This is a genomic window from Thermoplasmatales archaeon (genome assembly GCA_026127925.1).
Taxonomy (GTDB): Archaea; Thermoplasmatota; Thermoplasmata; order Thermoplasmatales; family Thermoplasmataceae; genus JAKAYB01.
This window is the reverse complement of the sequence record JAJSLM010000004.1, coordinates 129,706-144,053: the sequence shown is the minus strand read 5'-3', so window position 1 is coordinate 144,053 and position 14,348 is coordinate 129,706. Positions and strand designations below refer to the sequence as shown.

The window sequence follows — 14,348 nt, the reverse complement described above, 5'->3', positions numbered from 1 at the left end:
GCACAGATAGGCGGCTTTATCGTAATATGCGCATATTCCGGATCGGTTTTGTAATTTAACAAAGACAATTTTTCTTCTACTTTCAAGTTTACATCCTCCTGATCATTTTATACCCTTCCATTAGCAAATCAGAACTTTTAACATTATTTTCCTTCATGGCTTTCCTGATAAGTTCTGTCAGATGCTTCTTTGGCGTGCTATCTGTGAGAAACATATTCACAAGGACATCCTCCATCAGCGATGGCATGATCTTATGTGCCAGTTTTCCCCAGGTAACTTCCTCTATACCTTTGAAGTTATACGCATCTTTCGCTACGAAAGATTCCATCATTTTGTCTTTATACCGAGAAAATGATTTTTCCGAGAAGTCTGAGGATTTCTTTGCCTCAATGGCAGTTTCCGCCGCAAGGATTCCGGACGCGATCGCATAATTCATTCCCTGTATCATCAATCCGTTGCTGAAACTCAACCCGGCCGCGTCACCAACGATCATGTAACCGTTTCCGTATTGTTTGGGAAAGGAATTATACCCTCCTTCAACAACAAGATGTGCACTGTATTCGGAAAGTTTTCCATTCTGAATCAGGGAAGCAATCGAGGGATGTTCGGTGAATTGATCCATAATGTCGAATGAATACGTTTTGTCGTCAGCCCTAAGGTGACCCATGTTAATAACAACCCCAAGAGATATGCTCTCTCGGTTTGTATAAAGGAATCCTCCAGCCTCAACACCGTCTTCCAGGAATCCCAGAGCGTACTCACCCGCAAATCCTTCTTTACTTGTGAGTCCAAACCTCTCATTAATCGTTGCTTCGGGAAGCTTAACTACCTCTTTTATGCCTATGGCGACATCCTGATCGGCTATCGGTCTTCTGGCTCCTGAATCAATTGCCACTCTCGGGTTAGCGCCTTCAGCCAATATAACTGTGTCCGCAGTTATCGTATCGCCCTCCTGGACGACCCCAATTACTTTACCATCCTTGAATGCAAGGTTTTCAACGGTGACGCCAGAAACAAGCATTGCGCCTGCACTTTCAGCCCTCTTTGCAAGGAACTGATCGAATTTGACCCGAAGAACGCTGTATCCTGTAATGCCCTGCAAAAATTTCCTCGATTTTATATTTACGTCGATACTTGAATCTTTGGTTAGGAATCCAACGCCTTTAGAGGTTATGTATCTCTCAACCGGAGCCATTTTATTCCAACCCGGTAATATATTTTCGAGATCATTTCCCCAAAGTACGCCTCCCGAGATATTCTTCGATCCAGGCGGGTCCGCGCGATCCACCAGCAAAACATTCATTTTCTCTGAAGCGAGCTTTATTGCCGCAGATGATCCAGCAGGTCCTGCACCAACAACGATAACATCAAATTCGCTCATTACTGGTAATCGATCTAAATCTTATAAGCATGTTGCATAATATAGGGAGGATATCATTGGCATCGAGGCAACAGACAGCAAAACAAAGAAATCCAAATAGGCACGGAATCCAGAAAGAAAATAAAATGAATTATCGTATCCTTTACAGGGAGCTCGAGAAGAGATACGGTGACACGGGTTGGTGGCCGGCTGAGACCAGGGACGAGATAGTCATTGGTACTATACTCACGCAGAACACGTCCTGGAATAATGTTAAAAAATCCATTGATCAATTGAAAAGTATTGGGAAATGTAGCCTAACTGCAATCGCTTCACTCCCCCTGGAGAAGCTCTCTCAAGCTATACGAAGTTCCGGTTTCTACAATCAGAAGGCGAAGAGACTCCATGAACTTTCAAAAAGAATTGTTTCCGAATTCGGGGGACTTGACAAGATGGATGATCTTTCAGATTCGGAGCTTATAGATTTTTTCTCATCGGTGGTAGGTGTTGGGCAGGAAACTCTTGATTCAATTCTGCTCTACGTATTTGAAAGGCCTCATTTTGTTGTGGACAAATATACTCTAAGGATTTCCATAAGGACAGGTATCGAGAGTACTCCAACCATACAGTCAGTTAAAAGTCACGTTATGGTTGATATAGGAAACGATGTCAAAACTTTAAAGAATTTTCACGGGGCCCTAGTGTATTTGGCAAAGGATTACTGTAAAAAAACACCAATCTGCAAGGAATGTCCTGTCAGGGGGCGCTGCGACTACGGGAAAGCACACTTCACGGAACTCTTATGACGTTTCCGTAGCCAATTAATCTCCATCTGTTCGCAATCCTTCTTCCTATTGCAATCCTTTCGTTTTCAAAAGGAGCCGTTGGGTATTTTAGGCTTATTTCTACATTTTCGTCTTTTACGTTTGTCACAACTCCTACAGTATTTGCTGTACCGACTGTAAGCATGAGGTTTTCTTTGTTCTTTATCGGTTCAATCGGGAGTTCTTCCTGAAATCCTACGACTCTCGAAAGGATATGTGCATCTATGGTTACTTCAAACGCGATCTTTGGAACTTTTCCCGGATGCCCAGCGATTCTTCCTGTAAGTGAATCTCCCTTAGTAAGATATGGATCCAGTTTGGTTCCAACGGCGGCAAGACCGCCAGGTTTCAGGGAATCATATTCGCCTTTTCCACATCTCAGGGAGGTAATATCTGTTATGATATTTTCCCATATCTGTCGGCCACCTTTGGCCAGCTGCATTCCAGGAACAATCTCTATTTGCTCATCAACCTTGAGCATGCCGTCAACAATCGATCCTCCTATAACTCCGCCAACAAGAGCTTTCGGGGCAGCACCCGGCTTATTAACATCAAAAGATCTCGCAACATACATTTTTGCCGGAGAGTTCACGTTGTACGATGGTTGGGGTATGATCGTTGCAATAGCTTCAAGCAGTGTATCGATATTTGTATTATGGTATGCACTCACCGGAATGATAGGGGCTGATTCCACGATTGTTCCGCGCACAAAATTTTTGATCTCGTTATAGCTTTCAAGAGCTCTTTCTTTTGTAACCAGATCAATCTTGTTTTGAACTATAATGATATGTTCTATGCCCATGATCTCAAGGGCAGTCAAATGTTCCCTTGTCTGTGGTTGTGGGCATTTCTCGTTAGCTGCAATAACTAAAAGTGCACCATTCATTATAGCGGCACCAGACAGCATCGTCGCCATAAGTGTTTCATGTCCCGGCGCATCAACGAAAGAGACAACTTTCACAAGTTCATAGTCGTCTCCAGATTTTTCCCGTGAATAGAATTCCCCATTCTCATTTCTGCACTTGTATATGGGCGTATCGGCATATCCTAACTTTATGGATATGCCTCTCTTGATTTCTTCGGAATGAATGTCGGTCTTTATTCCTGTGAGGGCTTTCGTAAGTGTACTCTTGCCATGATCAACATGGCCTACCATGCCGATATTCAATAGTGGCTGCGGAAGAGAGGTCATTTCACTCCTTCTTTTCCTCTTCTTTATTCTCCGAGTTTTCAGCAGATTCTGCTGGTGGTTCAAGAGGTGCAGGGCCGTATTGCAGCACTTTTAAATTTAGCTGCGAAATGTCTGGTCCGATGATAGCGCCTCGAAGCGTGATTCGTTTCCTGTAACCATTTTTTCCCTTCTTCCCCTTTGTATATGAGACGAGAATTCTCTTTCTTCCAGATGTTTGCAGATCGGATCTGATCGGAAAACCATCATTCGTTGTCCCTCCAGTAATCTTAAGTTTGTATCCCGGAAGGTCAAAGAATATGCCATCTATTTCGTCTCCGGCCTTTCTTCCTGAAAGAGAGTTCAAGTTCTCCTGAGATACCTCTTTCTTGTATGTTTTCCCGTTTTTTGGATCAGCGATTATCGCAATTGATGTTCCCATTTATTCTCACCTGTTGTCGATATTAGACTCCTCCCATATAGAGAGGTCATTTATAATTATGTTCACGAATGAGTCGTACTTATACCTCATTTTCACACACTTTGCCAATTCTACAATTTCTTAGTAAATTATTATACTTTTATAATTTGGCAAGCTCAGAAGACCGTGCATAATACATACGATTCTAGTTCGTGTGTTTTAATCATAATATGCTATTTTGATCTAAATTTGAGTGTTGATTTGCAGGTTATTTTGCTCAGTTGTTCAATCGAATTTAAAATATCACGTTGGTCATTGCCTATTAACATGTACCCTGCATTTCCAATGATCTACCTAAATTCGATTCTTTCTCTCAAACGATCTGATATGCAACCACTACTTCTCTGTACTCAGTAACTTTTGAGGTGGTACATTTGTAAGAAAACCATATTTATATTTTTCCGTATAGATATAATAGTCAAATGACCGATATATATATATATATATCAACCTATTTTCTTTTTATGGGCAAAAAAATTGTCGCATTAGGTATAGCATTATTGGTTGTTTTTGTGTCATATATATTTTTGGCTAGTGAAATCAACCAGTCAAATAATGCCTCTGCAGATGTGCTAGCCAGTCCGTATGCCTCTTTTTCACCCGCTGTAACGTTGAGCTCAGGAACGCATCTCATAGGGCATTACTCATGTGAAGTGAAAGGAGAATGGGGCTACGTCTACGATGCCATTTATGCTTACAAAACTTCTGGAGGGCATTTGATATATCTTGCTTATGATTATGTCACTTCAAAGAATGGGTATTTTCTTGCAGGCGAGGAACAGTCCTCTGGAAAATGGACTGGAGAGATCGCGCTACGTAGCCCAGGAGGGTGTTACTATAATCCACATATAGGCGAGACCGAGTTCACAAGTACTAATTGGCAAATACCTGGTTTTCAACCAGGTAACGATATTCAATCAGGTACATCAACGACTGTCAGTGTTGGGCAGAGCTTTTCCTTCGGTGATACGCTCTGTGGTGCAACAATATCTGGGGGATATTCAGTTATATACACATATAAGGTTCCAATGTTCTTGGAAGAACCTAATTCGATGACACAAAGTAACGCTGAGTGGCTATTTTCGGACAATGAACCATCCAGTGCCAGGGATGCTGCTAGTTTTAATGGTTCTGCAGCTACAACTATACCAACATCAGATTACGGAATAAATCAATACGCAGTTAGCTATTACATTTCTGGCCTATTTGCCCAAACTGGTTTTTGGGGGAATAACTATAAGGCTACAGTAGACAGTGGTACCTGGACTTATACGCCATAATTATATATAACGGTTTTTACTTTAGATTAACACGGAAATTTGAAATGAATCCTAAAGACACAAAAAAAATTATAATAGCGATTGCAATAGTTGCGATAGCAATCTTTGCATCTGTTGCTTATTATGAAAATTACAGGAGTCAGCATTCGGATTATAATATACCTGTCTTGATATCTCCCTTTATAAACAATAGTAGTTCTCCTCATGAAGTTTGTATTCGAGTTTCCGCGAAGATAGATTCTAAGAATTTTCTTACCTACTTTGATTTCAGTGATTTTTGGCTGTATATATACAATGGCACTACCATTTCAGCGTTAAGGAGTGCCTTGAATTCCAGTTATTCCGATATTTACGAAAATGTCTCGTTCAATATCTCGAGCTCCCACCCAGTTGATATACTCCACCTAAATGTTGTCTCGAATCCAGGTTATTACCACATGATCCCCTCGGCTCTTGGAGGTTCAACAAAAGGAGGGTTCGCGCTTATGAAATTCACATCTAATACTACCTTTAGGGTCACGGCAAATGGAGATATTTCATTCATAAACATACCTGGGGTGAGTAGTCCGTAATGTCTGACGCTATAGCAGATAACGCTATTGTTGTCAAAGGCCTCAGTAAGATTTACGGTCTAATCGATAAGAAGAATGTGCTAAACGATGCATCTTACGTTCTACCTAAGGGAAAGTGCATTGCTCTTATTGGTCCAAACGGAGCTGGTAAAACCACACTCTTGAAGAGCACGCTTGGAATCATCAAAAAGAATTCCGGTAGCGTGACAATTAATGGAAAAATCGCATATGTGCCAGAAAATGCGTGTGTTTACGGCTATCTTACAGCAAAGGAAAACATTGAATTTTACTCTAAGATGTCCGGTGGTACTAATGATTACAGCAAACTGTTAACTATGGTTGGCTTGTCCGATAATAATTCTATTGCGAGAGATTTTTCAAAGGGCATGAAAAAGAAGCTTAATATTGCAATGGCACTTTCTTCTGGCGCAGATATTTTTTTCATGGATGAACCATTTGAAGGATTGGACTTGGGATACTCACGAGAGATCTTAAAAACTATTTCAGAACTTAAAAACAAAGGATATTCCTTCATCATAAGTTCTCATAATTTCGATAAGCTGGAAAAGGTCTTTGATCAGATTATAATTTTGGAGAATGGCCGAATTAAGAGTATTTTGAAGGATCGAGGCTTTAATACATATGTTATCGAGTTTGCCTCTGATCCATTAGAAATCGAGAACGTACTTAAGTCGCAGAATTACACCTACGACCTAAGCGAACATCCAATAGTAAAAATTGTCTCAGATAATCCCGCTGATAAAATAATTAACGATCTTGTAAGTCACGGATTGAAAATTAAATCCGTCAGAATGCAAACCTTGGAGGACGTTTACAATCATGAACTCTCTGGAAAATAGTCCAATACTATCAACAATACGTAAAGAGGCGAAAACAAGCTTCAGATCTCCCGTATTCTTGGGTATATTTGTAATCGTCAGTATCCTTACTGCAGTGATATCTTACATGCAGCTTCATGATGACGGTTTGTTAGGATTCCTTCCACAATACATAATGGCTCCGCTTATTCAAAATAGCTTATCTATACTCTTTCTTGTCTTTCTTATAATGCCATCTTTGTCTATTTCTGAAGAGGTGGAAACAGGCACTTGGGGTATGATGGCTATATTCAGAAGAAATAAAAGTAGGATGATACTCGGAAAACTATTGTGGCAGTTTTTTTTGGTTGTTGTTCTTGCAATCTGGTCTTTTGTAGTCACGTTTCTCACATATTTGGTGATGAATCATGGTCTTACGACTTATGTTTTGTCCCCTTCTACGATATATCCGTACAGGAATTTTCCAGGCGTGGGGGAAATCATAGTGAAGCGAATGTTCATTTCTCCGGTCGATCTATACATAGAGTTGACATTTTTCATACTCGTATCGTTGATTATTGTTTTATGGGGATTTACAATTTCCATGGTTTCTTCAAGTAGAACAATATCGGTGGTAATTGCCATAGGATTCTTTCTAATAGTTGACGCTGCAGCATCATATTTCACCTCTCTTTCAGGCTCTACCAGCATGATAAAGCTGTATGGTGCTATTTCGCTAATTTATCCTCCAAATATGTTTGGTTCTATAGCTAACTTTGTTAGTCTCAATGGAATTTTTTCTGTGTCTGAAGCTAGACTTGGAGAAGTAATAAGCCAGAATAATATTCAAGGGCCAATGAAGATAATATTCCCTGTGACGAGTTTGCATTATACAATTATAGCTATGCTGATCATGGCAGTTTTGCTACTCTCTTTCATAATGATATATGGGAGGTTTAAGAGATGAAAATTACCAAAAAAGACCGAACAATTATGATTATCGTTGTGGTTATAGTTGTAGTGGTTTTTGTTTACGCATCATTGAATATCCATAAACCCACGAACACGGGTCCAGTAAAGTACCCACCGCCTCCAGGATACCCAAACGTTAAGATATTTTCCGTTAACATATCTTTGTCATCGTCCGACTCCTTTCACGCCAACGTTTCTTTTATGGTCACTAAAAACGTTAGTTCTCTAACCGGCATCTCTGAAGGAAATTTTTGTACGAATTACTCTGCTATCATATCGAGCAAAGGTGAAACGATTGAATCGAGCAATAACACTGTCCAAAAAGGTCAAACATCAGTTTATAGTTCATTCACATCTTTTAATTTTAAACCAGGAAAGTACTATGCTATATTTTGGTCAGCACATAAGAATTCCAACTTTAAGTTTGAGGTGTACGTTGTATACACAAGCACATAATAATGATCTCTTTTCATTTTGCGTGGAAAGTACTCTTTGCGTAAGTAGATTGTTTCCGAAGAAAATCAATACGGTGGAAAAGGTGATCTAGATTAAATCTCGCATTAAAAATTTTCCAAAACTTTTGTCTGTAATTGTGGTTATTGCTTTGATTGTTTCATTAGCCGGCATCACTTACAATTATTATTACGACATGGATCATTCACATCTTGGCATTCTGGTAGACGTGAATTACAAAATAGATAAAACAGCCTCTGGTGAAAAAGTGATTTTTGATTTTGCAGCAAAAACCAACTCAACAAACTCCTTAACGAAATTTACGTTCAATGATACTCATGGAATATACGGGCTTGTTCTTGCATATGACGGTAACGGGACCTCAAACAATACCTCTAACAGTTGTAGCTTTACCATAATCCATTACTACCTTTCTAACAACCATATGTTTGACAGTGTAACATGGAATGAAACGGTACTCAACGCATCGTACAGTAATTTTACTTCCTCTCCATCATTCGACATTTACAAGTATGATTATTTTCCTGCGCCTTATGGTAATTACAGCATTGTAATAAACAACGTGATGGCTAAAAGCATACAAAATGCTAATAATTCGGCCTACCAGATTCTAAGCGTGGCAAATAATTCACTCTATCTAAACACGTGATAACCGTGTTGATTATCTTACTTTTATTATGCCAAGATATAAGCTACCTATTCACTCTAAAATGAACACTCTGAAAAGAACGGTCTTGTTTGCCACATTGCTTCGGGTTTGTGTCAGTGTAAAATCTAGATCAACGGTAAAATAATAGACGCGAATAAGGTATGGATGATATCTCTAGGAATAGAGGGCACTGCTCACACAATCGGATGCGGAATTGTCGACGAATACAAAATTCTCGGAAATTCATCAGATACCTATAAAAGTCTCAACGGGGGTATCCATCCAAGAGAAGCTGCTGTTCACCATGCAGATCATGTAGGCGAGGTGATAAACTCCGCTCTAGACAAGGCTGGGATCAAACTGAGCGACATCGATCTGGTTTCATATTCGAAAGGTCCTGGACTAGGTCCATGTCTGCGGGTTGCAGCAACTGCAGCTAGAGCAATTTCTATTAAGACTGGTAAACCAATCATAGGCGTGAATCACCCACTTGGGCATGTGGAGATCGGGCGCAAACTTACTGGAGCAAAGGATCCTATAATGCTTTACGCTTCTGGCGGTAACACCCAGATCATCGCACATATTAACGGTAGGTACAGGGTAATGGGCGAGACTATGGATATGGGCATAGGTAATCTGCTCGACAAGATAGGTCGTGATCTTGGATACGAATTCCCTGGAGGTCCAGTGATAGAGAAACTTTCATTGAACGGCAACAAGCTTCTGAATCTCCCATATTCCATCAAGGGTATGGACTTTTCATTCTCGGGCATATACACGGCAAGCAAACAGCTTCTGAAGAATGGTGAAAGAAAAGAAGACGTAGCTTATTCGATACAGGAGACTGCATTTTCCATGATTATGGAAGTCCTTGAAAGAGGTATCCATCAGGTCTCTAAAAAAGAGATACTCATTGCCGGTGGTGTTGCACGAAATAAGAGGCTCAGGGAAATGATATCAACCTTGGGAAAGGAACTCAATATAAAATCATTCCTCACCGACGATGAGTATTGTATGGATAACGGAGCAATGATAGCTCAGGCAGGGATGCTGATGTTTCAGTATGGTCGGTCAGATACAGTTGAGACTGCCACAGTTGATCAAAGATTCAGGATAGACGCAGTGGATGTTCCGTGGATCATTGACTCACCTATTGACAGCAAAGTTGACGAGGGCGCAGAAAGTATTATTCAGGAATGTAGCTTTCTAGGCAGGAACGCTTTGAGAAAAACCAGAATAAGGAAAAATTACCGGGATTCTATGCTTGACATATCCATAAGGAAAGAGAGAATAAAGAGGGAAGCTACCCTGATATACAAGATGAACGAACTTGGAATACCTGTTCCGATTGTATACGATATTGATTTTTCAAAATTCTACACTCTTTATGAAAGAATTGATGGAGAGAAATTGTCAAGTTATCTTGAGAAGAGCGAAAATAAAGCTACCTCGGTTATAGAGAAACTGGGGGAATCCATTGGCATAATGCATTCTAAAAGTATTACGCATGGGGACCTCACAACATCAAATATAATTGTTAAAAACGGTGTACCTTACCTGATTGACGCAAGCATGGGTAGCACGAGCTCAACTCTCGATGAGCTTGCGGTAGATCTGTACCTTTTCATGGAATCGTTACGTGTTATTTCAAAGGATCCGGAAACGTTGTTTCGTTCGTTTGTTGATGGATACTCGAGGAGAAATTCAGAATTTGGGCTCGTAATGCAGGAAATGGATAATCTGGAAAAGCGCAGGAGATACGTATGATAGAATTCATTTCAAGTAATAGGCACAAATTTGTGGAGATCAAGGCGAGGATGGACGAATGTAACCTGGGCATTACATGGGTCAGGATGAAATACGAAGAGATACAGGCAGACACCACGGAAGAGATTTCGCTTGACAGTGCAAAGAAGCTTTCAAGCTTCAGGGGTAAACCGTTTTTCCTTGAGGATACGGGGCTCTACATAAGCTCCCTAAACGGCTTTCCAGGACCATATTCATCATACGTAGCAAAGAAGCTTGGCAATCCACTTGTGCTGAAGCTTCTCGGTGACGAGCGCTCTGCAGTATTCCTCACAGTCCTCACATACTGGGATGGCAGAAGCTTCTTTCAATTTTCTGGAAAACTTGAAGGAGAAATTTCGATGGTAGAGAGAGGGAAGAACGGATTCGGCTACGATCCCATATTCATTCCGAACGGTAAGGATCTCACGCTTGCTGAAATGACCGTTGAAGAAAAAAATGAAATATCCCACAGATCTATAGCATTAAACAAATTCATCGAATTCTTGAGAACAAACGGGCTGCCTAAATGATCCTTGAATGCTAAGGTTAATGCTTGTCGTCCTCAGGTTCGCCTTTTTTATTTTTCATTTCTGTTATTGAGACCCATGTGAGGAAGCATACGTCGAGTATGCCTTTTTCATTGTCCGGCATTTCACTCACCCAGATTTTGCTTGAAGAACCGAAGAGTCCGTGGCCAAACATCCTTTGAAGCATTTTCATCGTATGCCATACCGGTGTCATTGAAGAATGCATGTTTCGTGTTTGGGTATATCTTCAATTCCAGGTCCTTTTTGTGTTTTAACATGCCTTTTATCAGGTCTGGAAGTCCAGCATTGATCGAACTGTCATCACCCGCATAAACCCCAAAAACAGGTCCGCTAAGATTCCCAAGGTCGTCAATGTTTTTGGGATTTGCACCGTAATAAATCATGCTTGCTTGAAATGGCACAATTGTAGATATTTGAAACGCGAGGCCTCCACCCATGCAGAATCCTATTACCCCAGTTTTGTCATCGCTGAAAGGTTTACCTCTGATAAACTTGTATCCTTCTATTAGATCCTTAACCATTGCTTCCTCTAACGACTTTCTGTTAAACATCAGGTCATTAACTACTCTTCTCGTTGTTTCTGTTGATCTGGAAAGCAGTTCCTGAATCGCTTTTTGGTCTCCACGTTTCTCCGGAGGAAGAGACCACATGGGCCTCATGGCGTCCATTATGTTTTCCGGTGTGAATAACTCGTTCTGACCGGGTCTGGAATAGAGATGTGGTGCCATTGCAACAAAGCCTTCTCTGGTAAGACGTGAAGCAACGCTCTTTATAAAATCCGTCAATCCCCAAATCTCCTGTATGACGAGGATCGCAGGATGCTTTTGTTCATCGTCCGGTCTGGCTATGAACGATTTCACTTCTGTGTTATCAAATGTTTTATAAGTTGTGTTTTCTTCTTTTATATTTACCATGTTAATCAGAACAATACTCGAATACAGGCATAAAAACATTTTTAGATTTTTGGAGTATGAATATTTGATTCGCGTTTATGTCGGAGCTCTGAAAATGGACGTTGCTTGTTGGTTTATGAAGTTAACCTTTTATATACCTATTTTATGAAGCTTCCGGTATCATGAAGTGGGATAAGGTCAATAAATTACTGGGTCTTGTCATTTTTATTGCAACGATCGGGGTTATTCCACAGATCGTCCTATCCGGAAGGTTGTCACTGACGCTTGGGTTGATAATTTCATTTGTTGCTGCAATTATTGGTACCTTTATATTTTCGCGTGGTCTTTTTTCAGTTTTGCCGAAAATAACCTCTAGAAAAATGATTACTTGGAACTATGCTCTTTCTAGTGTAATAGTTGTTTCTGCTGTTTTCATAATGTCTTCAAAGTATTCCTTGTTGTCATTTCTCCTTTTGATTCCGATAGACTGTTTATTCCTTTTCCTTCCTATTTATCTTAAGTTTAGAGAAGAGCGGCCGCCTGATATAAGTAATTTTGAATTTAGCGAAAAGTACACATCGCAGTTGAGGAACGCAGTGTCGAGCAAAGAAGAATACGTCCCCGAGGTGTACGTAAGTAACAGTATTCGAGGTAATAGATTAGCGTATGCAACAACAGGCACCGAATTTAAGATCGTAGTAGCAAGGGGTGCTGAAGACAAGTTATCCGATTCCGAAATGGCAGCACTCATGGCGATGGCACTTTTCCGGAAAAAGAGCAACTATGGGAAAAAATTAATCTATGTAATATCAGGTTATTTCATTTCGATTTTCGATGCGTTCTTTTTGATGGCAGAAGTATCTCGCATGCGCCTTACTGCTGTTCAGCAGAACTACCTCGTAGCGGCATTGGCAGCTGCCGTTGTTCTATTGGCCATGTCTATTTTAGTTTTACAAGCTCTCGTAATCTACTTCCAGAGGCGCGAAGACAGATTTGTCGCAGAAAATTATGGACACACAGAGGATATTATATCTGTTGTGAAAAAACAGAATGTGATGGCAATCCTGCTGAGACCATTATCTGAAAAGCAGTATAACTCATATTCGAAGAGAATTGAAAAAATTACCAAGAAAAGAATATCGTATCTTGAGAAACTCTCTAATTCAGGTACCGAGACCTAAATTTATTCCTGTGATAATCTAACAACCTAAGCATTGCATATTTTCGGCTGGTTTGGATTATGATTTATAAGCATTTTTCTCAATCGATTTTCGAATTTCTGTGGTTTCGTTATTGCGGTATGTTTAATAACTGGTATCAGATGCCAGTAACTGGTATGCGATGCCAGTAAAGCATAGTTACTTCAGCTCCCGAGTCAAGGTAAATGTTGATGAGTTTTATGATCGAGAAAAGGAACTCGACACGATAGAAAATGCCCTTAATACTACACCTCTCATAATTATATATGGACAAAGGAGGATGGGCAAAACCAGTTTGCTGAACGTGGCGCTAAATGAATCCGACGCCCCATTCATAATAATAGACGCCAGAGAACTTTACAAAAAAAAGTCTTTGATATACGAAACCGACATACTTAACCTACTGCTGAACGAATTCAGACGAAAAGCGAGCAGAACAAAGAAATTTAAGCTGCTTCTATCCGGCATAGCTTCAAGGATAAAGGGAATAAGTTTTCATGGTCTTGAAATCAACCTCGATCCAAAAAATCCACCGAAACTTTCCGATCTCCTCTATGAGATAAACTCGTATGCGGAGAAAAAGGAGGAAAGGTTTGTAATTGCAATTGATGAGGCCCAGTATCTGAGATTCTCAAACACACGTTTTGATGTACTTTTTGCCTCATTTGTAGATCGTTTCAAAAACATAACTATAATCTTGACAGGAAGTGAGGTAGGTGTCCTGGAACGATTCCTGGATCTTGATAATCCAGAAAAGCCGTTATTCGGAAGAATAGCAGTCCAGTTGTTCCTTGAGGGATTCGACAGAGAGAAAAGTAGTAACTTTCTTATAAAAGGTTTTGAGCAGTTTGATGCCGTCCCGACAGGGTCTGAACTGGAAAATGCAGCCGATACACTTGGAGGGAATCCCGGCTGGCTAACCATGTATGGGTTCTACAGGTGCGTGTTGAAGCACAATCCGAATTATGCGAAGTCTAAGGTTATCAACGATGCTTCAAGATTAATGATGACCGAGCTTGAACATGTGATCGAACGTTCGCGAGAACGTTATCTTGCAATCCTTTTTTCAATATCACAGGGCATAAATCACTGGATCGACATTAAAAACTACCTAATAGTGTCAACGGGGAAGAACATAGATGACAAGACTTTCACGAAACTACTGAATAAATTATTGGATTACGGATTCATATTCAAGAAGGAAAATGTATATGGCCTGACCGATCCATTGATGAGGCACGCTATTCTTGCATTGAGGGAGCACTGAATACCAGCCAGGGCGTTCCTCACATCTCGTCTGAACAATGCTATTCCTCCACAGA

General features: G+C 40.4%; 15 protein-coding genes. 11 read left to right on the top strand and 4 right to left on the bottom strand.

Annotated elements, in window-relative coordinates:
- Positions 1-88: 88 nt before the first annotated feature.
- Positions 89-1,381: an FAD-dependent oxidoreductase gene (locus LVQ96_05420; GenBank protein ID MCW6170592.1), complete on the bottom strand. Its 1,293-nt coding sequence runs from the start codon at positions 1,379-1,381 to the stop codon at positions 89-91.
- 56 nt (positions 1,382-1,437) lie between these two features.
- On the opposite strand from LVQ96_05420, the gene LVQ96_05415 reads away from it, so the two are divergent.
- Positions 1,438-2,166 (top strand): endonuclease III domain-containing protein, encoded by a 729-nt coding sequence (locus tag LVQ96_05415; GenBank protein MCW6170591.1) that lies wholly within the window; start codon positions 1,438-1,440, stop codon positions 2,164-2,166.
- Here the strand turns inward: LVQ96_05415 and eif2g are convergent.
- Both eif2g and LVQ96_05405 read right to left on the bottom strand, forming a co-directional pair.
- Positions 2,150-3,376 (bottom strand): translation initiation factor IF-2 subunit gamma, encoded by a 1,227-nt coding sequence (gene eif2g, locus LVQ96_05410; GenBank protein MCW6170590.1) that lies wholly within the window; start codon positions 3,374-3,376, stop codon positions 2,150-2,152. The genes LVQ96_05415 and eif2g overlap by 17 nt on opposite strands.
- A 1-nt stretch (position 3,377) precedes the next feature.
- The gene (locus LVQ96_05405; GenBank protein MCW6170589.1) at positions 3,378-3,794 is read right to left on the bottom strand and encodes a 30S ribosomal protein S6e; all 417 of its coding nucleotides are present in this window, start codon (positions 3,792-3,794) and stop codon (positions 3,378-3,380) included.
- 503 nt (positions 3,795-4,297) lie between these two features.
- Between LVQ96_05405 and LVQ96_05400 the strand changes: the two genes are divergently transcribed.
- From LVQ96_05400 to rdgB, 8 genes are all read left to right on the top strand, one after another.
- Positions 4,298-5,113, top strand: a complete 816-nt coding sequence (locus tag LVQ96_05400) for a hypothetical protein (GenBank protein ID MCW6170588.1) — start codon at positions 4,298-4,300, stop codon at positions 5,111-5,113.
- A gap of 44 nt (positions 5,114-5,157) precedes the next feature.
- Positions 5,158-5,685 carry a hypothetical protein gene (locus LVQ96_05395; protein ID MCW6170587.1) on the top strand — a complete coding sequence of 176 codons (528 nt, stop codon included), beginning with the start codon at positions 5,158-5,160 and terminating at the stop codon, positions 5,683-5,685.
- The gene (locus LVQ96_05390; GenBank protein ID MCW6170586.1) at positions 5,685-6,545 is read left to right on the top strand and encodes an ABC transporter ATP-binding protein; all 861 of its coding nucleotides are present in this window, start codon (positions 5,685-5,687) and stop codon (positions 6,543-6,545) included. Before LVQ96_05395 ends, LVQ96_05390 begins: the two co-directional genes overlap by 1 nt.
- Positions 6,526-7,470 carry a hypothetical protein gene (locus tag LVQ96_05385; protein ID MCW6170585.1) on the top strand — a complete coding sequence of 315 codons (945 nt, stop codon included), beginning with the start codon at positions 6,526-6,528 and terminating at the stop codon, positions 7,468-7,470. The genes LVQ96_05390 and LVQ96_05385 overlap by 20 nt, the downstream gene beginning before the upstream one ends.
- A complete protein-coding gene (locus LVQ96_05380; protein MCW6170584.1) occupies positions 7,467-7,931 on the top strand; it encodes a hypothetical protein in 465 nt (154 codons plus the stop codon). The genes LVQ96_05385 and LVQ96_05380 overlap by 4 nt, the downstream gene beginning before the upstream one ends.
- 124 nt (positions 7,932-8,055) lie before the next feature.
- Positions 8,056-8,598 (top strand): hypothetical protein, encoded by a 543-nt coding sequence (locus LVQ96_05375; protein MCW6170583.1) that lies wholly within the window; start codon positions 8,056-8,058, stop codon positions 8,596-8,598.
- A gap of 165 nt (positions 8,599-8,763) precedes the next feature.
- On the top strand, positions 8,764-10,365 hold the full coding sequence (locus tag LVQ96_05370) for a bifunctional N(6)-L-threonylcarbamoyladenine synthase/serine/threonine protein kinase (GenBank protein ID MCW6170582.1): 1,602 nt from the start codon (positions 8,764-8,766) through the stop codon (positions 10,363-10,365).
- Positions 10,362-10,916, top strand: a complete 555-nt coding sequence (gene rdgB, locus LVQ96_05365; GenBank protein ID MCW6170581.1) for an RdgB/HAM1 family non-canonical purine NTP pyrophosphatase — start codon at positions 10,362-10,364, stop codon at positions 10,914-10,916. The genes LVQ96_05370 and rdgB overlap by 4 nt, the downstream gene beginning before the upstream one ends.
- Positions 10,917-11,038: 122 nt before the next feature.
- On the opposite strand, the gene LVQ96_05360 is transcribed toward rdgB, so the two are convergent.
- On the bottom strand, positions 11,039-11,848 hold the full coding sequence (locus LVQ96_05360; GenBank protein MCW6170580.1) for a dienelactone hydrolase family protein: 810 nt from the start codon (positions 11,846-11,848) through the stop codon (positions 11,039-11,041).
- 161 nt (positions 11,849-12,009) lie between these two features.
- On the opposite strand from LVQ96_05360, the gene LVQ96_05355 reads away from it, so the two are divergent.
- Both LVQ96_05355 and LVQ96_05350 read left to right on the top strand, forming a co-directional pair.
- The gene (locus LVQ96_05355; GenBank protein ID MCW6170579.1) at positions 12,010-13,008 is read left to right on the top strand and encodes a hypothetical protein; all 999 of its coding nucleotides are present in this window, start codon (positions 12,010-12,012) and stop codon (positions 13,006-13,008) included.
- Between the two features lie 160 nt (positions 13,009-13,168).
- Positions 13,169-14,293 carry an ATP-binding protein gene (locus tag LVQ96_05350; protein MCW6170578.1) on the top strand — a complete coding sequence of 375 codons (1,125 nt, stop codon included), beginning with the start codon at positions 13,169-13,171 and terminating at the stop codon, positions 14,291-14,293.
- The last annotated feature ends 55 nt before the right edge of the window (positions 14,294-14,348 follow it).